The organism is Cohnella sp. GCM10012308 (assembly GCF_042649185.1).
Classification (GTDB): domain Bacteria; phylum Bacillota; class Bacilli; order Paenibacillales; family Paenibacillaceae; genus Cohnella.
Genome location: NZ_JBHRYU010000011.1, coordinates 1 through 19,303 on the forward strand (window position 1 = coordinate 1; position 19,303 = coordinate 19,303).

Below are 19,303 nucleotides of genomic sequence, written 5' to 3' on the forward strand. Positions count from 1 at the left end.
CTTTTTTGAAAAATTTTATAAGATTAGGCTTCATGTAAGCCAATTTATGCAGCGGATCAACAAGCATCCGTTGCAGACCATTGATCGTCTGCTTGTTCGGTTATGATATTAATTGCGGTCTATATAGCCACATATTTTCTTCATCGTACCCGTTAACTATTCCTCTTACTTTATGTCCTGGATAAAGATTATCTGGTCTTGTGCTATCTCTACATTTATTATAATCTGCCAAACCGATTACATCTTCCGTAATGCTAAAAATTACTCCCTGGGGATAAAATATTTCAATTGAGCCCTCAACTACCGATCCAACAGGAAAATTCTCTTTTGTTAACTTCCATTTATTAAATAATTCTTTACTATATTCATTCCATATATCGTAAAATTGCTCTTTGCTAACTTCTGCCGCTCCATGCTTAATAACTTCATTTGCAATTATTGGCGCATCAGATAAATAATAATGATATTTTGCGTCTTTTCGATTGGACGCTATGTAATTCTTTGGCAATAGCGCTATTTGTTTTTTCGCATAATCATCTTCGGTTTCTACATAAACAGTGCCACCAATATATTCATTATCATCCCATCTAAAATAGCGTTTCAATGCTTTAGACCTCCACTAATGTCCTTGAGTCAAAGACGAGTATCGTCCTTAAATGTATTTAGACTTCAGCATTCTATCGTCACTTCAATAATATCAAGCTTGCCTCCCCCTGGCATCTAGCCATTATAATAAAAACAGCGACAAGTCCTGGTCTAGAAAAGCCCCGGATTGCCGCTGTTTGGCTGCGTTACATTTGTTCCAGCATGTTCATCAGAATGGTTACGGCTTGCGCTCGTGTAGCTTGAACATCCGGATTGAACCTGTTGTCGCCTGTGCCTTTAATGACTCCACGCTGTCTCAGCGCCTCAGTAGCAGCCTTTGCCCATGCCGGAATGCTTGAGTCGTCTGCAAAACCGGTCGCTAAGTTCGATTCGGCGTCAGTAAGATGAAGCACTCCGGCGATCATCATCGCCATCTCTGCACGTGAGATCGGAGCATCCGGACGGAAGGATCCATCAGCATAGCCATGGACAATTCCCGCTTCTACCGCTTGGGAGACCGCGTTACGTGCCCATACCGGCACCTTCTCTTTATCCGTAAACGTCAAGTTTGTACCTTCAGATTGCAAATCCAGCGCATTCATAAGCATGACAGCGAACTCGGAGCGAGTGACCAGTCGGTTTGGCTTAAACGTGTTGTCCGGATAGCCGTTTACGATACTGGCCAGCACCGCCTGTCGAATGCTCTCTTCCGCCCAGTGCCCGGAGGTATCACTGAAATCGGCCGACGCGCCTGCTTCCTCGGGGACAGCGAGTACGGCAAATTTGGTGAAGTGGCCGACTTCTACGGAAATTTTATTGCCATCTACGATACCTCCAACCTTCATCCAAACCTTTTTTGCCTCGTCATAATAGAATACGGCTACGTTTTGTTTGTCCTTTACGATTGACACATCGAATGTAAAGGTTAATGTAATCGGGTTGATGAAATCCTTTGTGAAGTTTTTCAAAATCTCGTAGACGGGGCTCAGCAAAATCTCTTTGTCAGTAATCAGTTTACTCGTGTCCAGCACTTTCTCAACCGTTACCCGTAATGACTGGTCCGTCGCATTCGCTGGAATGGAGATTGTGATAGCACCTTCGAGACTCACCTGCCCAGGCTGGCCGACTACAAGCGTCAGTGATCCGTTTTCCGAAATGACCATCGGATTAGATGGTGCCGTGTACGTCGGTGGCGGGATCAGCGTCCATTTCGCATAAAGCGTCGTGTCCGCCGTTACCGTATCCGTTGCAAAGTCCCAGGCGGTGAGCCCACCTGCATCTTTGTACCAGCCCTCAAACGTGTATCCGACTCGGGTCGGCGCAGCGGGCTCGCTAACTTTCGCACCTGTGTTAAGGCCTGTCGCGGCGGGAACCGCGCTACCTCCCTGCGAATTGAACGCCACCGTGTACGTCGGCGGAGGCGGGATCAGCGCCCATTTCGCGTAAAGCGTCGTGTCCGCCGTCACCGTATCTATCGCAAAGTCCCAGGCGGTGAGCCCGCCCGCATCCTTATACCAGCCCTCGAACGCGTATCCCACACGCGTCGGCGCAGCCGGCTCGCTAACTTTCGCACCAGCGATCAAACCCGTCTCAGGAGTAACCGCGCTACCTCCCTGCGAATTGAACGCCACCGTGTACGTCGGCGGAGGCGGGATCAGCGCCCATTTCGCGTAAAGCGTCGTGTCCGCCGTCACCGTATCTATCGCAAAGTCCCAAGAGGTGAGCCCGCCCGCATCTTTGTACCAGCCCTCAAAAGTATATCCATCTCGTGTCGGCGCTGTCGGCTCGCTAACTTTCGCGCCTGCGCTCAAGCCCGTCTCAGGAGTAACCGCGCTACCTTCCTGCGAATTGAACGTCACCGTGTATGTCGGCGGCGGCGGAATCAGCGCCCATTTCGCATACAACGTCGTGTCTGCCGTCACTGTATCCGTCCCATAATCCCAAGCAGTAACGCCTCCCGCATCCTTATACCAGCCCTCAAACGTGTATCCATCTCGCGTTGGCGCAGCCGGTTCGCTAACTTTCGCACCAGCACTAAGGCCTGTCGCAGAAGTCACCGCGCTGCCTCCCTGCGAATCGAACGTCATCGTGTACGTCGGCGGAGGCGGGATTAACGTCCATTTCGCATACAACGTCGTGTCCACCGTCACCGTATCTATCGCAAAGTCCCAAGTGGTGAGCCCGCCCGCATCTTTGTACCAACCCTCAAACGTGTATCCATCTCGCGTTGGCGCAGCCGGTTCGCTAACTTTCGCACCAGCACTAAGGCCTGTCGCAGAAGCAACCGCGCTGCCTCCCTGCGAATCGAACGTCAACGTGTACGTCGGCGGAGGCGGAATCAGCACCCATTTCGCGTAAAGCGTCGTGTCCGCTGTCACCGTATCTATCGCAAAGTCCCAGGCGGTGAGCCCGCCCGCATCTCTGTACCAACCCTCAAACGTGTATCCATCTCGCGTTGGCGCAGCCGGTTCGCTAACTTTCGCACCAGCACTAAGGCCTGTCGCAGAAGCAACCGCGCTGCCTCCCTGCGAATCGAACGTCAACGTGTACGTCGGCGGAGGCGGGATTAACGTCCATTTCGCATACAACGTCGTGTCCACCGTCACCGTATCTATCGCAAAGTCCCAAGTGGTGAGCCCACCCGCTTCCTTGTACCAGCCTTCAAATGTGAACCCCACTCGCGTTGGCGCAGCCGGTTCGCTAGCTTTCTCACCAGCACTAAGGCCTGTCGCAGAAGCAACCGCGCTGCCTCCCTGCGAATCGAACGTCAACGTGTACGTCGGCGGAGGCGGGATTAACGTCCATTTCGCATACAACGTCGTGTCCACCGTCACCGTATCTATCGCAAAGTCCCAAGTGGTTAGCCCGCCCGCATCCTTATACCAGCCCTCGAACGTGTATCCCACACGCGTTGGCGCAACCGGCTCGCTAACTTTCGCACCAGCGCTCAGGCCTGTCGCAGAAGCAACCGCGCTGCCTCCCTGCGAATCGAACGTCACCTTGTACGTCGATAGCGGATTGGACTGATAGATACTGCCACTCTGTCCCGTAACGACATATCCACCGTCAGCGTCGGCCACGACGCCAAACAGCCAGTCAGAAGTCCCTAACTCCCTCATTGTCCAAGTCGTCCCGTCATTGGAAGCGAGCACGGTTCCGTTTCTTGCTACCGCCAGAAAGGTGCCGTTGTCGTAGGTTACGCCGTTAATAAAGTCGAAGAAGTTAGAAGTCTGCTCTGCCCAGGTTACGCCATCGCTTGAAGTGATAATCGTCCCAAAGCTGCCAACCGCGACATAACGCCCATTACCGTATGCAGCATCCATCAGCGTCGGAGAGGGACTTCCCCCGTACGAGCGATTCGTCCAGTTGATCCCATCCGTCGACATCAATATGGTTCCCGTACGTCCTACCGCAATAAAGGTATCTGTGCCGTTAAAAGAAATTCCATACAGGTCAACCGATGTATTCGAAGCTTGGGCTGTCCAAGTGTTTCCGTCCGGGGAAGTGAGAATCGTTCCGCTCAACCCGACCGCAACATAAAGCCCATTGCCGTAATCGACCGCCTGGAGACTATTCCCTGTGCCTGAGCTGCCTGCGCTCCAACTGATCCCATCGCTTGATGTCAGGGTTGCTCCATTGTAGCCGACAATAACGAATTTTCCATTTCCATAAGCAGTGCCGTATAACATGAAAGGCGTGGTCGTATTGTCGCTCGCCCAGAGCGCCCCGTCCAGAGACGACAGGATCGTTCCGGCTGCGCCGACCGCGATGAACCACCCGTTTCCGTACGCAACTTTGTTCAAGTCATTTATCGTGCCTGACATCCGGTTTGTCCAGTCGACGCCGTTTTCCGATAGCAATAAAGTACCGGCAGCGCCAAACGCCACATACTTGCCAAGTCCGTAGGCCGCGCTCTCCAACGTAGTGGTTACATGCGAGACGCGACCGGTCCAGTTAATGCCGTTACTGGAGGTGACAAGCGTCCCGTCTAGCCCAGTTGCCATGAACAAGCCGTTCGCAAAGGAAATTCCGTAAAAATGTTTCGACGTATTCGTATTTCGAAAAGTCCAATTGTTGCCGTCGACAGAGCTGAATAACGTTCCAGAGAAGCCAACAGCGACGAAAACGCCGCTGCCATAGCTGACTCCCGTCAGAAATCCGCCGATACCCGAAGGGTTTACAGACCAATCGATGCCATTGCTCGAAGCCACAACGGTGTCGGACGCTCCGACCGCCACCAGTTTGCCATTTCCAAAGCTCACGCCGTTGAGATGGTTGGACGTACCGGATGTTCGGCTCGTCCAGGTCGTCCCGTCCTCGGAAGTCAATATGTTGCCGTAGTTACCGACAGCAACGAACAGGCTGCCCGTGTAGACGATATCGTTTAGATGCTCTTCTGTAAGCTCGGATTCGAGATTCGTCCAGTTTTCCCCGTTGCTAGAGGTCAAGATCGTGCCATACTGCCCTACCGCAACATACAAGCCATCTCCAAAAGCGACACTATTGAGCATCACCGTGGCGTCCGACGCACGCCGGGTCCAGCTTTCTCCGTTATTAGAGGTTAAAATCGTGCCGCTAGCGCCTACCGCCACGAACTTCCCATCGTGAAATATGACATCGTTCATATCGCTCTTCGTAGGCAGTGGGCTACGTTGCGTCCAACTATCAGGTGCGGCCGCCGATCCCGTCGATGGAATTATGCCGGCCAGCAGAACGAGAGCAATCAGCATGCTTAGCATACGCCTCATTATCATCTTGGATGCTCCTAACCAATATAGTTTTAGGCTATCAATTTTTTAGTTTATCAGCCTAAGATAGAGCTTTTCTTAATAGAATCTTAAAGGAAATAGTCCCACACCTTCGCTATCTAAATATGAACGAACTAAAAAATGCTGCCGGAAAACCAGCAGCATCTGCATTCAGGATTATTCTGAAAAGCAACAACAGTTGTCCTCTAAGGAAGGCATTACTTTAGCATTTTTTGACCCATCCCTGTAGTATACGAAAGTTCACATAGGGCGGCCAGAACTTACTGAATGCCTTCGTACACATGAATGATTTGTTGAAAATCCCTCATGAAATGATTCCGATACTCGTTCGCTTGATCAACATGATCTATACCAAGTTGGGAAAGGGCGACCGCTCCGGGGATACCCAGGACAAACTCGAGTTTATGTTTATCCATATTTCGATTAAACTTCAGTTTCATAGGAAGGATCACGCCAACGCTTTTTGTTTCCTTACGAATCAAATCAACCGCAAGCCGGTTGGGGGTACAATCCAGTTCAGCAATCACGCGCAGCACTCTATCTTTTGGAGTCAGACACATATGGATTATTATTTAAGACCCTTGATACTGTCGACGCTGACACGCCTGCACGTTTTGCAACTTCGTTAATGTTTGCCACATTGGATTCTCCTATGTCTGTATTACGCCTAGTCTTTCATAATAGAACTAGCGTTCCTCGTGAAGAGTGCAACAAACATTGCGGCAAGAGCCCACTAAAACAAAAAAACCGCTTAGGATAGGCGGTCATCTAACGTGAGCAGCTCTTCGACTTCTCTGTCAAAGCCTGCACTAATATAAAATTGGATTAGATCCAAATTAGAGTAACGGTCCAACTCCTTTTTAAAGGCTTGGCCGTATCTTTGGCGAATCCGCCCCCCGATTTCATGGAGAAAAAGTCCGATCATCTTATCCTCGAAAAGCGTGTCACCGCTATTTTTTAGGCGCAATGCAGACGCCTCAGCCGTTGCCATGCCCAATCGAATATTTTTGACGAGCCCCATAAGCTCCGCTTGATCCTTGTGTTTAATGCTCACGTCCCTACTCCTCTGCCTTGCAAATTTTTGCGAATTTTCATTATAGACGATCATTGCTTAGTTGGCAAAGGAAGCAGTCGCCGACCGATTCTAGTAGCGGGAGACGAAGGTAAGGCCGAGGAGGCACAATGGCCAGCGGCTCCAGATTAACGGCATGTGAAAATCCATATGCTTAAAAAACATACGGATTTACTGCTTCAAAATCATTTTGAATCAAAGGTCCACGTTCTCTTAACATGCTCATAGTCTTGCCGGCTACCGTGATACTAGTTCTCCTATCGATTCTCGTTAACGCAATGATGCTTAATCGAAGTTAACCTAACCATTCTTTAAATTCATTAACTCTCCAGTCGTCTTTTTTAATTAGCTTTTCATCTGCCAAAACAACTTCGATGCATGTGTAATTAATTGCTTTCCTTCCAATTGAATATCTTCTTGAAAGTCGGTCAACACACCATCACACACAAAAGCTAGCGTAGCCGCTGAATACCATCCCACCCTGAACGCAAAACTATCCTCAGCACTTATGTAAGAGATAATTGAGATCCCCCCGGTAGTCTTCAATGACTGCAGGCAGTTATATTCCGTTCAAATGTTCGAATTCAAAAAAGGCAGCCCATGATGGGTTGCCTTTTCTGTTTAATTCTTTATTACCAGGTAATCCATCCGCTTGTTCGTTGATATTTACGTAGAAATTCGTATTTTTCATTGCGCAATAATGATTTCATTTGATTTCTATATCTTCGATAATCCTGTTTTCTTGCTGCTTTGTTTTCTTTGTGAAAATGTATAGTCTGCATACCTTTACGGAATTCTTTAAGCTTCTCTCTTCTTGGGTCTTTATGTTTTCTATTAATTCCCCAATCATTTTGTTGCAATCTTCATCCCCATTGTGTCGGGTTAAATTTGGCTGTATAGGCCATGACTTCGACACAACTAATAGAAGAAGACCTTGGGATTGAACATTTAATCGCCCCTGGTTTCATTTTTCCCGATAGCTCAACACCATTGGGTTAAAGAAGAAACGGATTAACGAACTTTTCTGTTTTAATAATTTCTTCGGGCTTTCCGTCAGTAGTTGCTACTTCGATAATTTCTCCAGCTATATTAGTCATATATTTTCTTTTCACTTTGTAGATCGAGCCTTCGTATTCTATATATTTTGTATGATCGAGAGCGACAGGAGATGTTACAGATATGGACTGTTTCTGATTGGGCAATTTTAAGTTGTAACCAATACTCACCCGAATACACCCCCAATTATACTGACATTTCTCCCTTAACAGATATCACTTATATGAATGAACTAAACTACCAGTTACTTCAATATAAACAATAGAAACGACAATCGATCGTCTGGCCGGCTACCATTGATGTTCATTCAATTTATATCGTCTCACAGTTAGTTAAATGACTAAAGGTTTCCGTTAGAGACTTCCAACAGCCAAAACTCAGTCATTTCAACAATCTTGCTAATATCTCTTGAGCGAAATTCTGACAATGGTGGATTCCAAAAAAGAGTATTCGCATCTACTAAAACAAGAATATACTCACCATTGGGATTAAACGCTGGACGCCAACTAAGATCCAATATTCGTTTCCTAAAAGAGTTTTTAAATTGAAAAATATCCTCATTAAAATCCCACTTGTACTTATAGTCATCATCGATAAATAAATCGGGGTTTGCTTCTGTAAACTGGTTAAATGATATTAGCCATCCCGAGGGTATCCTTAAAGGAACTAAAGGGGGACCGATATGAACACCTCTTTTCATTTAATTAACGTTCCCTATTAGATCAATCTATATAGCCATTCTTTGAACCATTCATTGGGGAGCTTTATTTTCGATTTATCGCCTTGACGTTGCTCCAATCTCGTTAAATAATTATCACTTGTCATACTTGACGATTGTTCCGTTTGCAACCCTCTCCTCCAGAAGGCGAAGAACATGGCTTGCTATCTCGTCTGTTGTATTTAATAATTTCTCTTCAGAAGCACGCTTAAAGAACGATGTCATCTCAAACTCATCTTCAGACTTACTTCTAGCAATTTGTTGCATAGAGGTTTCAACCATACCTGGGTCGATTGCGATTACCTCAACGGGGTTGTTACTTTGCTTCTGTTCCAACCCAATACATTCTGTCAACATATTTAAACCGGATTTTGCAGAACTATACGCTGCCATTCCTGCTACTGGATATTTTCCGGATCCAGATGTTATATTAACGACTTTCCTTCGCATTGGATATCCCATGGTTCTTCTGATGAAAGCTGAGATAATGATGGCCGGGGCGATCAAACCTACGGAAATATTTAACTCAATCTCTTCAGGTGTGCATTTATCAATTGGTCTTAGGGGTTCGACCAACGCTGCGTTGTTAATTAAGTAAACCGCGTCGAATGTGTTTGTAGCTGCAGCAGATAAGGAGCGATCAACTGCCTCTTCTATGTAAGAAAAATTAGCAAGATCAATCGTAATATGATTATATTCTCTATATTGTTCTAATAGATCGCAACTATTACGCGAAAAACCGAAAACGGTATGCCCCAAAGCGAGGAGACGAGTTGCCAATGCTAAACCAATCCCGCGAGACGTACCCGTAATAATATATAAGTTTCTAATACTATCACCCCAACCGAATCTATTGCATTCATTGTGCTATCCTGCGTATGTATAACCGATGGCTGGTCGTTGCTGAAAAATCGTTCTCTGTTACTTCAAGATCGTTTGTTTTTTAAAAGAACTATTCACTAACTAATCTACATTTTTGACAGCAATATTTCTTTAATCCACTCTCTTTATCCCATGTTTCTCCGCAAGAAGGGCAGACCTTTTTCTTTCGGGAATACTGACGATACAGATTATAATAAAAAGGTTTACCTGTTGCTTGTTCTAAAAGAGTGCAGATTTTTCTGCCCATAATAGATAGCTCCGAAGCAGGATTAGACATTTGTTTATATGCACCACGCTCATTAATACCTTCATAAAACAAGCGATCACAAGCATTAAATGCTTTTTGCCAAGAAAGGACTGAGAAATATTCGTCTTCCTCGTTGATCTTTGGAAGTTTATACAAGGGGATCGTTTTTTTGCAATCGCCACAAGAGACGGGGGATACGTGATGCCACATTTCCGTGTACAAAATGTATGATGAAGGACTTTGGCAAGTACATGATGGTTCAAAATCAGTGGATTTTCCCACGTTGATATTAGTTGGAACACTTGATGATAGTTGAATCAGATTATTAAGAAACTCATTTACATATCTATTATTAAATACGCTATTGAGGGAATTTATTTCAGGAGTCAACACATAATTAATGAATTTTCCGTCCTCAAAAACGGTGACATTTCCATGTGATAATATTTGTCCGTTTTTTTGAAGAGCAGCTATATACCAATTCTGTTCTTCTATAAACTTTTCATGTTCATCATTTTGTTGTTCTGTATTCGGAAAAGTTACTATTTTATAAAGAAACACCCAGTTCACCTCCAAAGCAAATTCATAGCTTATCATTTACACATGACATATCCGTTGCTTCCACTTTACAATCTTCCTGACATGTATTTTCCAGTCTCAATTTTCTTCTTGTTGCTTGAACAACCATAACCTTCTTGTCGAACGCCCTTTCTACAGCGTAGCACACAATTCCCGTATGCCCATCGTTAAACTGCTGCCCTTTATCTTAACAGCCTGCCCGATCTTGCCTGCAGACTATATAATCGAACAATTGGTTCCGATACTTTCTGCCGCTTCTGCTGCTTTCTCACAATTAGGCGAATCCTCAATTGCGACTCCATTTATAAGTTAATAAGCTAATCTAGTATTAATACCTAGCCTTTTGGCTTCAGTTAAATAATTCAAAAATTACTCTTGAAATGAAGTTTGTTAATTCTCAATTTGATAATCAGCCAAAAATATAACCGCCTTTGCAGGCGGTTATATACGCTGTTAATCCAATTAAGAACGCTTATTCATAACTAGCGTCATGCAAGTTATAAAGCAAACCCCACCAAGGCCTAATAGAATGCTTCCACTCCACTTAATTTGTTCTATAAACCCTTGCAACATAATATTGTACTGGCTTGTATCCATACTCCCCTGCATTTTCTCTCTCATATATTCGCTCACTTTTTCAGTGCCCCATAAAACAGAGTTATTTAATTGTATATAACCTACGATTATTACGACTACCGAAACAGCTAGTAAAAAATTCACAACGACTTTATTGGATACGTTCAACTTTAAAACACCATCCTCCATAAAATGGATTTTAACCCATGCATCAGTGTGTACGAGTTGAAGGTTAGAAAAGTTGCGCTAAACTGGCCCGCTACTTCAATGAACAAAAGCAACCTAACTCACGTCCATAAGGACGATTCAAACACTTACTTGCGGGAGCAAAAGCCGATATGCCATGGACTTGCATAAACGCACAGCAAAGCCGATGGCGCTCATCGCTGCCATCGGCTTTGCTTTCTGGTAAGTTTACTCGACGTCCTTCGTAAAAGTATTGCTGGCCAACTTTCGGAACAGGTCTCGAAAGACCGCGTTGCGATCCGCGAACTGCGCGACTTTAACGAAGTGTCGGTAGGGATCGGCCGACCAGCGAAAATCCTCGCTAATGTGGGGGCTCGGCGCAAGGGCGCTCGGAAGCCAGTTCTCGTTCACCAGCCACGCGATTGCCGCGATGTCCCAGATCACCCTGGAGTAACCGAAATGGTCCGTCGAGCAATTCAAGAACGTCTCGTACAGGTACTCGCCGATCTCCCCACAGGGCAGTACATAATCCCTAAGTTCAGATAACGTCGTGACGAGATGAGATGAAACGCCTGCAACGGGAAGCAGCACTAAAGGGACGCCGCTATCCATAAGGACACGCGAAGCGTGCAAGTCCTGGAAGAGATTGAACTCCTTCGTATCCGGCCAATGAAGCGCATGGCCGCCAAGCCAGACGACGACGATCTTGCTGGCGATGGACGGCTCCATCAAAATCGCGGACGCCACGTTCGTGATGGCTCCGATCGCGACGACGTAGAGCGGATCGTCGTCCGGCGAAGCCAGCGCCCGCTGGACCAAATCCTCCGAAGCTTCGCTGACGACCGGCGTACTCGCGTCAGGAAGATACGTTGTTGACCCGCGGTATACCGGAATACGTCCTTCCGTCCCCATTAGCTTCGATATTTTGAGCAGCTCTTGATAGCTTTTCTCCATTCCGTCAGCGGGACCTTCGGATAGTTCGTTATAGAAAGGAGCTGCGTAGAACGCTTCGACGTCCACAGCCTCAGGCGACAATAACGCATAGACGATCGCGAATTGGTCGTCGATCTCGTTGAACGTATCCGTATCCATCACGATACGTACGCGTCGTTTGGGATGCTGCAAGCGGCTTAACCGGAGCTCTTGGCTCAATTGTTCGTATTTCATCTGGATTTCTCTCCTTCTCCCTCTCTATTAACCCTTTAAGGAACCGACCATAATGCCGGTTACGAAGTATCGTTGCATGAACGGATAGACGAACAAAATCGGTATCGTGCTGATGATGATCGCCGCCATGCGAACCGTCGTCACGCTGAACGCCCGCCGGGCTTGCGGGGGTATGAATTGACTGTTCGCCGAGATCATATCGGATTCTTTGATCAGCTTCATCAGGTAGAGCTGAAGCGTCATCAGCTTCTCGTTATTCGTGAATAACATGGCATCGTAAAATTCGTTCCAATGCCAGACGCCGTTCCACATCGCGACAGTCGCCAGGACGGGCATGGAGAGCGGAAGCGCAAGCTTGGCAAACATGCCGAAATCGCCGGCTCCGTCAAGAGATGCCGATTCAAGCATCTCCTCCGGCAGCTCGCGGAAAAAACTCTGCATGATGATCATGTTGAATACGGAAAACATTGTCGGGATTACGAATACCCAGAACGTATTCAGCAAATGAAGAAATTTTAGAACGAGGAAATAGGGGATAAGCCCCCCGCCGAAAAACATCGTAAACAGGAAAATCCAGGAATAGACACTCCGGCCAACCAACTTTTTCCTGGACATCGCATAGGCGACCATCGCCGTAAACAGCACGGAAGCTACCGTTCCGATGACAGTCCGCAGGGTCGTGATCATGAAACCCGTATAAAGCCTTTCGTCCTCAAACACGATCTTATAGCTCGCCAGACTGAATTGGCGGGGGAAAAAATACACGCCGCCGCGCATATAGTCATTGCCATCGTTCAATGATCCGGCAAGCACGTATATCATCGGATAAACGGCAAGCATACAAAACAGACTCAAAAAAACGTAATTGAAAATGGAGAAAGCATCCCACTTCTTTATCCCGATCACGGTGAAACCTCCTTTGCTTTAAAAGATGCCTCGTCCCGTCACTTTTTTGCTGATCAGATGGCTTGTAACGAGAAGTACGAGCGCGATGACGGATTTGAATACCCCGACGGCGGTCGTATACGAATAGCGCATCTGCGTGAGACCCATCTTGAACACATACGTATCGATCACTTCGCTGCCGTCCAGGTTCATGTTGTTCTGAAACACCCAGATCTGATCAAAAGACGAATTCAGCAACCCGCTGATCGTGAGCAGCAAAAAGACGATGATCGTCCCGGTGATGGATGGGATGGTGATGTGGCGGATCTTATGGAAACGGCCGGCACCGTCAATCGTTGCGGCTTCGTAAAGCGAAGTATCGATGGTCGTAATCGCCGCCAAATAAATGATCGATCCCCAGCCCAGACCTTTCAATAGTGACGAGATGACGACGATCCCCCAGAACTTGTGCGGATCCCCCAAATAATCGATATTGTTTTGAATGAGCCCAAGCGCTTTAAGCGCCGGATTCAAGACGCCGCTGTCTTGCGAAAGCAGATTGAGCACGATGCCGCCGAATACGATCCAAGATAGAAAGTGCGGAAAATAACTGAGCGACTGCACGATCTTTTTGAATCGCGTGTGGAAAACTTCATTGATCAAAATTGCGAATATAATCGGCGCTGGAAAATTAATCAAGAGTTGGATTAAGTTCAGGAACAACGTGTTCCACAAAATATCCTTGAATTGATAATCGTTAAAGAAATTCAGGAAATTATCGAAGCCAACCCACGGCGAGGCAAAGATATCCTTCGTCAAATTGTAGGAGTAATCCATCTTCTTGAAAGCCATCGTAATGCCAGCCATTGGCAAGTAGGCAAAGATCACGATGAACACGACGCCACCGAGCACCATCATTTGCAATTGCCACTGCGATAGCATCCTCCGCGCGATGCCGGGTTTCGAGGCATTCATCTGCTATCATCCTTTCGGAGCGCACATGGAGCAGGCTGCCGCTCTTCGGCAGCCTGCCTTGCTTGCCATCCTTAGTCGTTCGTACTGTCGGTCGGATAACCGTTTTTCATGCCCAAAATTTCTTTCGTTTTTTGGTAGCCTTCATTTTGGAATTCGTACCACTTCTCCCAGCCCATCTTTTTCAGCTGGGCAAGCGATTCGTCGTAATTTTTCTTTAGATCCGCCTCGGACTTGGATGTAATCATGCGTACCAGTTGTTTGTTCCAATAGGTCGTAAATTCTAATTCCTTTTGCCTCATTTCGTTCCACCGCGAATCGCCGGAATCGATGCGATTGGTGTTCGCCATCAGATTAAAGCTGTACTTCTCGAGCGGTTTTTTCAGCTCCTGGACATACTTTTCTTCCGGATCTGTCTGCGGCGGAATCAGGTCCTTGACTGTCAGCCAGTTGGCCATCAGGTTAAAGCCCATCCCCCATTTAGGAGCCGCCTTTCCTGTTTTGTTGAGATCCAGATATTCCTGCGTCGGCGCAAACAGGCCGTCGGACGTCTTCGTATACGTCTCGCCTTCCCAACCGAATTGAATCATATACTGGCCTTCGTCGCTGTTCAGGAACTGCAGCATTTTCGTAATCCGGTCCGCGTACTTCGTATTTTTGCCGACCATCGTGAAGAGCCAGCCCATGCCGCGAATGTCTTGGAGCACGGGCTCTTCGCCTTCGTAGTTTTTCAAGACGAATGTCTCGTATTGCGCTTTATGATCCGCCTGGAACAACGTTCTCATCGGTCCGTTCGTGTTCGAGAAGTCCTGCGGTGCGGTCATCATGGAGAATACGCGGCCGCTTGCCACCTTCTCGTTAATTGCGTCGCGGGTATCCGTGAAATTGTCCTTCGAGATCAGTCCGCGATTGTTGGCCTCGTTCAGGAATTTCAGCGCTTCATAGTAATGCGGCTGGAAACGAACATCCACCCAATTCCCGTCTTTGTCCTCATACGACGTGTTGAAGTATTGAATCAGCCAGTTGATTGATTGACCTATGCCGTCGTATAGCTGCAGCGGGATCAGCGGCTTGCCGTCGTAGGTCTTCACTTCGTTTTTGACGCGCTCGAGTACGGACAGAAACTGCTCGGGCGAAGTGACGTCCGGACGGCCCAGTTGGTCGTAAATGTCTTTGCGCAGCGTGAATCCGCCGTTCGGCTCAAGCTTTTGCCCAGGCTTCAGCTGCTCACTCGAATAGGCGTAGTTCGGGAGCCCGTAATTTTTGCCGTCCGGCGCTTTGTACCAATTCCAGACGTCGTTGTAAATCTCGTCCCGAAAGGACGGCGCGTACTTCGGGATCAGATCGTCAAGCGGCTGCACTAGACCAGCCTGAATCAGCGGCTTCTGCGAGTTGTTCCACCCTTCAACGGTAACCAGGTCGGGCACGTCCGCCGAAGCAATCATCGAAGCAAGCTTCTGACCATCGTCCGTAGCCGGTGTCTGGAACTCGATATTCAAGCCGAATTTGTCGCGGATGAATTGTGAGAACTTGTCCGTGCCCCACTCCCCCGGATATTTCCACCACGAGAGGTTGACGTACCACTTGATCGTCACCGGATCCAGCTTGGCGTCTTCGCTAGAATTTTCGGACGTGCTGCCGGATGGAGATAAAGAAGTTGATCCGCTTGCCGAAGCGTTTGGCGAAGTATTCGCATTATTAGCGTTTTCGGCACAGGCGGATAGGGACACCAAGGCCAGTGCGGCACTTACGGTGAGGTTCAGCCATTTTTTCTTTTTCATTTTTTTTGACCTCCCGGATGAGATGCGATTAGCGGTTGCTTGTTGCTTGAACCCCAATGTTGGTGTACGATGAACTTGAATTGGATTTCAAAGGCGACTGACTTGTGCGGGCGCTCCTTCGATTCGCTACAATCGAGGGCGTCATTCATGCACACAGTGAGTTGCTTTTTTTACGGCTGTTTTTGCGGCCATCACTCCTTCCACGAACTCATTTTCTCAGAAAGCAACTCCAGCGTGCAAAATGATGTTGGAGTATGGGATGCATTCGCCCGTTCGAACGACCGCGACAGAATTCGAAGCCAATTTCTTTAACTCGGCATGTGCGATTCCTTCATGCGATGCATCGGGGAACAACGCCTTAACCTCGCCGATCAACGCGGCGCAATGGTCTTCGGATTCGAGGGCGAAGGTGATCTTCTCCACTTCAAGTTCGCGCGCCATTTCCGAGATCGTCTCGACGATGCCGGGACTTCCTTGGCGCAGCGCCAAGTCGATGCGAACCACGTTCCTCGGAATGGGATACCCGCTGTCGCAAACGACGATGAGATCCGTATGACCCATAGAAGCAACGACGCTGGACAAATCGCTGTTCAAAATACCCGTTTTTTTCACAGTATCGTCACCTCGTCTCTGTAGGGCATTCCATGCTGCGCTCCAAATCGGGTGACCGATAGCGCTGCGGCCCTGACCGCGAACGACGCACTATCTCCAATCGGCCACCCGTTTGCGATACCGTAGCCTAATGCGGCGTTCAATGCATCGCCTGCTCCTGTCGTGTCGACCACCTTCACGCTTGGCGCCTTGATCGTCCGAATGCCATCCTTATCGGCAGCCGCGATCCCCTTTTCTCCCCTGGTCACGACCAATGTATGGCCGTACCGGCGCTGCCAGCTGCTCATAGCTTGGAAAAGCATCTCTTCCGATTCGATATCCGTGCCGCTGAGCGCTTCGAACTCCGTCTCGTTTGGCGTCAGATAGTCCGCCAGGCGAAGCACATATTCTGGTAGAGGGCGGGCAGGTGCCGGATTGAGCACGATTTTCACCCCGGCCTCACGCGCGATCTCCATAGCCCGAATGACCGATTCCAGCGGAATCTCCAGCTGCACGAGCAGCAGACCCGATTGCCGGATCCGCTCGGCATGCTCATCGATCCAGTCCGGCGTGCAGCGCTCGTTCGCTCCAGGAACGACCACGATGCAATTGTCCTCTTGCGTGCGCAGGATCGATGCGACGCCGGTTGGAAAGTCTTCCATGAAGGCTGCACCCTCCATATCGATTGCTTCTTGCGCAAGAGAATCGGCGATTTCCCTTCCGAACCGATCGTTGCCTAACGCGCCGATCATGACCGTGGCCGCTCCCAGCCGTGCACAGCCGACCGCTTGATTCGCCCCTTTGCCGCCGGGCGCATACTGAATTCGTTCTCCTGCTATAGTCTCCCCTAATCGAGGCAGCCGATCTAATGACACGACCATATCCATGTTAAAACTTCCTACGACGGCAATGACCGGTTTCTTGCTCATATTCGTGCTCCTATCTCGTCCTTCTTGTCGTATCTCTTATCAACAACTTGACATCCAGCTCGTAGAGTTTGCGCTCAACCGGTTCTCCGCGAATCAGCCGGAGCAGCAGCTCCATCGCGAGTGCTCCGATCGAATAGATCGGCTGCGCAATCGTCGTTAGCGCGGGAACGCTCATATTCAGCGCAACGCCGTCGAATCCGATCACTTTTACTTGTTCCGGCACTTGGATCCCGAGCCTGTAGAGTGCCTGCAGCGCTCCGATCGCCATCAGATCGTTCCCGGCGAACACGCCATCCAGGTCCGGATGGCGCTCGATTAATTCGAGCATCGCCCGCTCTCCGCCCTCGATGTGGAAGTTTCCTTGCGCGATTAAACTCGGCACGAACCACGAGGCGCTGCTGCAGGCTTGCTCGTAACCCAAGCTGCGCTCATGCGCCGCCGTCACCTGCAGAGGACCTCGGATATGACCGATTTTCGTGCATCCCTCCTCCAGCAAATGTCTGACCGCCAAGGCTGCACCGTCCAGGTTGTTGGAAGCGATCGATATCAAGGAATCATTCGGGAGCGGATTATCGATCAATACGACCGGAATCTCGTTCATGAAGTCCAGAATCCGCTCAGGCTGGATCGTATACGAGGCGATGATAATTCCGTCCACCCGTTTACTTGCGAGCATCTCCAGATAACGCCGCTCCTTCTCCATGTTGCTGACTGTATTGCACAACATGACGTTAAAGCCGCTGGCGTTGGCGACATCCTCGATCGCTCTCGCGACCTCCGGAAAGAAAGGGTTCAAGATGTCAGGAATCATTAGTCCTACGGTGGATGACCCCTTGCCCGCCAAGCTCCTCGCGGTATGGTCCGGACGAAATTTCAAGGCTTTCATTGCAGCTAGGACGCTCTGCTCTGTTTTTTCGCCGACGTATCCCTTCCGGTTGATCACCCGCGACACGGTGGCAACCGACACGCCGGCCAGCTTGCTTACGTCTTTGATCGTTGCCAATGCCATTCAACCTTTTCGAGTTTGATGCGCATTCTCATACCGGTTACACAAATCGTTCTCCCTCTTGCTGGAAACGATTTCTCATGCGATGGCATTGAGATATTGCTTGCGAGCTGCTTTTAGCATATCATTTGATGTGAAACCGCTTTTATAACGTTTTGGCCAACCTATTATACGAAGTGGCTAATATATGAGGGGAGCTCGCGGGGGATGAAGTTCGAATTCCTATACAGATCGGTGAGAGCCAAGCAATTCTATATCGCGCATCATTCTCATAATTGCTACGAATTGGTTTACTATATTAACGGAGAAGGCCAAACGGAGATCGGGGAAAATACGTATCTATTCAGCTCCGGGGCGTACAGCCTTATTCGTCCGGGTACGATGCACGACGAGAGAAGGACCGAGGATACCGATGTCTTGTTCATCGGATTTACGTGCGATGACGACAGACTTATGCTCCCGGAAGGCATGTTTCAGGATAAAGAGGCCAAAATATGGACGATTCTATCATCCTTGGACGATGAGTTCACAGCTAAGCGTACGCATTATTCCCTTATGCTTGACCAAATGATCGGCCAGTTGGCTATTGAGCTATCCCGCCATATGCATGAAACGCTTTCCCTGCAAGTGAACGGTAAGAAGCTTCTTTCCTTTCGTCGGTTCCTTGACGAGCATTTCGGCCAGAAGCTGAACCTCAATGCGCTGGCAGTCGAATCCGGTTACAGCTATGATCGATTCCGCCACTTGTTCAAGGAGGAAACAGGGGTTTCCCCTCAGCAATATTTACTGTCCAAACGGGTGGAACGCGCGTCCGATCTCCTCGGCAATACCGACTTATCCGTATCGCAAGTCGCGATCCGCTCCGGGTTTTCCACAGATGCGCAATTTTGCAAGTTGTTCAAAAGAGAGACCGGTCTTACGCCCGGCAAGTTCCGGGAAGGTCAGCGCATCGGTATCGACGAACGAAATCAGACGGAACGGCTCGCACCTCCCCATCGCGTTCCGCGAAGTCCGAATAGCCGCCAGGCTTCGATGTTGTTGACATTGGGGGAGGCTATATTATGAACGATAGAAATAAAAACAGGGCACAGAAACTACATTCTGTGTCCTGTCTCTTATTTTCCATTGGAGAGGGTTGTGTTACTTCACCTTTAACCAAGAACGCCATAGGATGGCGTTGTCTGATAACGAATCTATCCCTGATTCACTATCCGCCGGAGGATGCGAGCCTGGAGTTCACCAACTGCTTATGATATGGTTCTCCGTGATGTATTTGATACTACTCCTGGTCAAAATACCCAG

The 19,303-nt window shown here is 48.5% G+C and carries 17 protein-coding genes and 2 pseudogenes; 2 read left to right on the forward strand and 17 right to left on the reverse strand.

The genetic code is table 11. The annotated features are described in order from the left end of the window. Window positions 1-100 precede the first annotated feature (100 nt). The 17 genes and pseudogenes from ACFOTD_RS14380 to ACFOTD_RS14460 form a co-directional block, all read right to left on the reverse strand. Entirely contained in the window at window positions 101-604 is a 504-nt protein-coding gene (locus ACFOTD_RS14380; RefSeq protein WP_378119847.1) for a hypothetical protein, read from the reverse strand. Window positions 605-791: 187 nt separating this feature from the next. After that, window positions 792-5,315 carry an InlB B-repeat-containing protein gene (locus ACFOTD_RS14385; protein ID WP_378119849.1) on the reverse strand — a complete coding sequence of 1,508 codons (4,524 nt, stop codon included), beginning with the start codon at window positions 5,313-5,315 and terminating at the stop codon, window positions 792-794. 479 nt (window positions 5,316-5,794) lie between these two features. Beyond that, window positions 5,795-5,993 (reverse strand): annotated as a pseudogene (locus ACFOTD_RS14390) (LacI family DNA-binding transcriptional regulator); the annotation flags it as partial. Between the two features lie 112 nt (window positions 5,994-6,105). Continuing rightward, a complete protein-coding gene (locus ACFOTD_RS14395) occupies window positions 6,106-6,408 on the reverse strand; it encodes a hypothetical protein (protein WP_378119851.1) in 303 nt (100 codons plus the stop codon). Between the two features lie 650 nt (window positions 6,409-7,058). Further along, complete coding sequence (locus ACFOTD_RS14400; protein ID WP_378119853.1) at window positions 7,059-7,286, reverse strand: hypothetical protein; 228 nt, start codon at window positions 7,284-7,286, stop codon at window positions 7,059-7,061. Window positions 7,287-7,421: 135 nt separating this feature from the next. Continuing rightward, complete coding sequence (locus tag ACFOTD_RS14405; protein ID WP_378119855.1) at window positions 7,422-7,652, reverse strand: hypothetical protein; 231 nt, start codon at window positions 7,650-7,652, stop codon at window positions 7,422-7,424. A 170-nt stretch (window positions 7,653-7,822) separates the two neighbouring features. Then, on the reverse strand, window positions 7,823-8,182 hold the full coding sequence (locus ACFOTD_RS14410; protein WP_378119857.1) for a hypothetical protein: 360 nt from the start codon (window positions 8,180-8,182) through the stop codon (window positions 7,823-7,825). Between the two features lie 114 nt (window positions 8,183-8,296). Then, window positions 8,297-9,031, reverse strand: a complete 735-nt coding sequence (locus ACFOTD_RS14415; RefSeq protein WP_378120083.1) for an SDR family NAD(P)-dependent oxidoreductase — start codon at window positions 9,029-9,031, stop codon at window positions 8,297-8,299. Between the two features lie 121 nt (window positions 9,032-9,152). Continuing rightward, window positions 9,153-9,890: a DUF2310 family Zn-ribbon-containing protein gene (locus ACFOTD_RS14420; RefSeq protein WP_378119859.1), complete on the reverse strand. Its 738-nt coding sequence runs from the start codon at window positions 9,888-9,890 to the stop codon at window positions 9,153-9,155. A gap of 480 nt (window positions 9,891-10,370) precedes the next feature. Continuing rightward, window positions 10,371-10,652 carry a hypothetical protein gene (locus ACFOTD_RS14425; RefSeq protein WP_378119861.1) on the reverse strand — a complete coding sequence of 94 codons (282 nt, stop codon included), beginning with the start codon at window positions 10,650-10,652 and terminating at the stop codon, window positions 10,371-10,373. Window positions 10,653-10,898: 246 nt separating this feature from the next. Next, window positions 10,899-11,837, reverse strand: coding sequence for a nucleoside hydrolase (locus tag ACFOTD_RS14430; RefSeq protein WP_378119863.1), 939 nt, complete (start codon window positions 11,835-11,837; stop codon window positions 10,899-10,901). A gap of 27 nt (window positions 11,838-11,864) precedes the next feature. Continuing rightward, a complete protein-coding gene (locus ACFOTD_RS14435) occupies window positions 11,865-12,743 on the reverse strand; it encodes a carbohydrate ABC transporter permease (RefSeq protein WP_378119865.1) in 879 nt (292 codons plus the stop codon). An 18-nt stretch (window positions 12,744-12,761) separates the two neighbouring features. Next, window positions 12,762-13,697 (reverse strand): ABC transporter permease, encoded by a 936-nt coding sequence (locus ACFOTD_RS14440; protein WP_378119867.1) that lies wholly within the window; start codon window positions 13,695-13,697, stop codon window positions 12,762-12,764. A gap of 71 nt (window positions 13,698-13,768) precedes the next feature. Further along, complete coding sequence (locus ACFOTD_RS14445; RefSeq protein WP_378119869.1) at window positions 13,769-15,475, reverse strand: extracellular solute-binding protein; 1,707 nt, start codon at window positions 15,473-15,475, stop codon at window positions 13,769-13,771. A 216-nt stretch (window positions 15,476-15,691) separates the two neighbouring features. Further along, complete coding sequence (gene rbsD, locus ACFOTD_RS14450) at window positions 15,692-16,087, reverse strand: D-ribose pyranase (protein ID WP_378119870.1); 396 nt, start codon at window positions 16,085-16,087, stop codon at window positions 15,692-15,694. Beyond that, a complete protein-coding gene (rbsK, locus tag ACFOTD_RS14455) occupies window positions 16,084-16,995 on the reverse strand; it encodes a ribokinase (protein WP_378119872.1) in 912 nt (303 codons plus the stop codon). The genes rbsD and rbsK overlap by 4 nt, the downstream gene beginning before the upstream one ends. A 10-nt stretch (window positions 16,996-17,005) precedes the next feature. After that, on the reverse strand, window positions 17,006-18,004 hold the full coding sequence (locus tag ACFOTD_RS14460) for a LacI family DNA-binding transcriptional regulator (protein WP_483862634.1): 999 nt from the start codon (window positions 18,002-18,004) through the stop codon (window positions 17,006-17,008). Window positions 18,005-18,208: 204 nt separating this feature from the next. Here ACFOTD_RS14460 and ACFOTD_RS14465 point away from each other — a divergent pair. Both ACFOTD_RS14465 and ACFOTD_RS14470 read left to right on the forward strand, forming a co-directional pair. Then, window positions 18,209-18,385: pseudogene (locus ACFOTD_RS14465) on the forward strand (AraC family ligand binding domain-containing protein); the annotation flags it as partial. 33 nt (window positions 18,386-18,418) lie between these two features. Continuing rightward, window positions 18,419-19,066: a helix-turn-helix domain-containing protein gene (locus ACFOTD_RS14470; protein WP_378120085.1), complete on the forward strand. Its 648-nt coding sequence runs from the start codon at window positions 18,419-18,421 to the stop codon at window positions 19,064-19,066. Window positions 19,067-19,303 lie beyond the last annotated feature (237 nt).

What these genes read in the sequence shown, in the direction of transcription:
- ACFOTD_RS14430 (WP_378119863.1), bottom strand. Translation starts at nt 11,837, where the DNA reads ATGAAATACGAACAATTGAGCCAAGAGCTCCGGTTAAGCCGCTTGCAG.
- ACFOTD_RS14385 (WP_378119849.1), bottom strand. Translation starts at nt 5,315, where the DNA reads ATGCTGATTGCTCTCGTTCTGCTGGCCGGCATAATTCCATCGACGGGA.
- ACFOTD_RS14410 (WP_378119857.1), bottom strand. Translation starts at nt 8,182, where the DNA reads ATGAAAAGAGGTGTTCATATCGGTCCCCCTTTAGTTCCTTTAAGGATA.
- ACFOTD_RS14445 (WP_378119869.1), bottom strand. Translation starts at nt 15,475, where the DNA reads ATGAAAAAGAAAAAATGGCTGAACCTCACCGTAAGTGCCGCACTGGCC.
- ACFOTD_RS14440 (WP_378119867.1), bottom strand. Translation starts at nt 13,697, where the DNA reads ATGAATGCCTCGAAACCCGGCATCGCGCGGAGGATGCTATCGCAGTGG.
- rbsK (WP_378119872.1), bottom strand. Translation starts at nt 16,995, where the DNA reads ATGAGCAAGAAACCGGTCATTGCCGTCGTAGGAAGTTTTAACATGGAT.
- ACFOTD_RS14460 (WP_483862634.1), bottom strand. Translation starts at nt 18,004, where the DNA reads ATGGCATTGGCAACGATCAAAGACGTAAGCAAGCTGGCCGGCGTGTCG.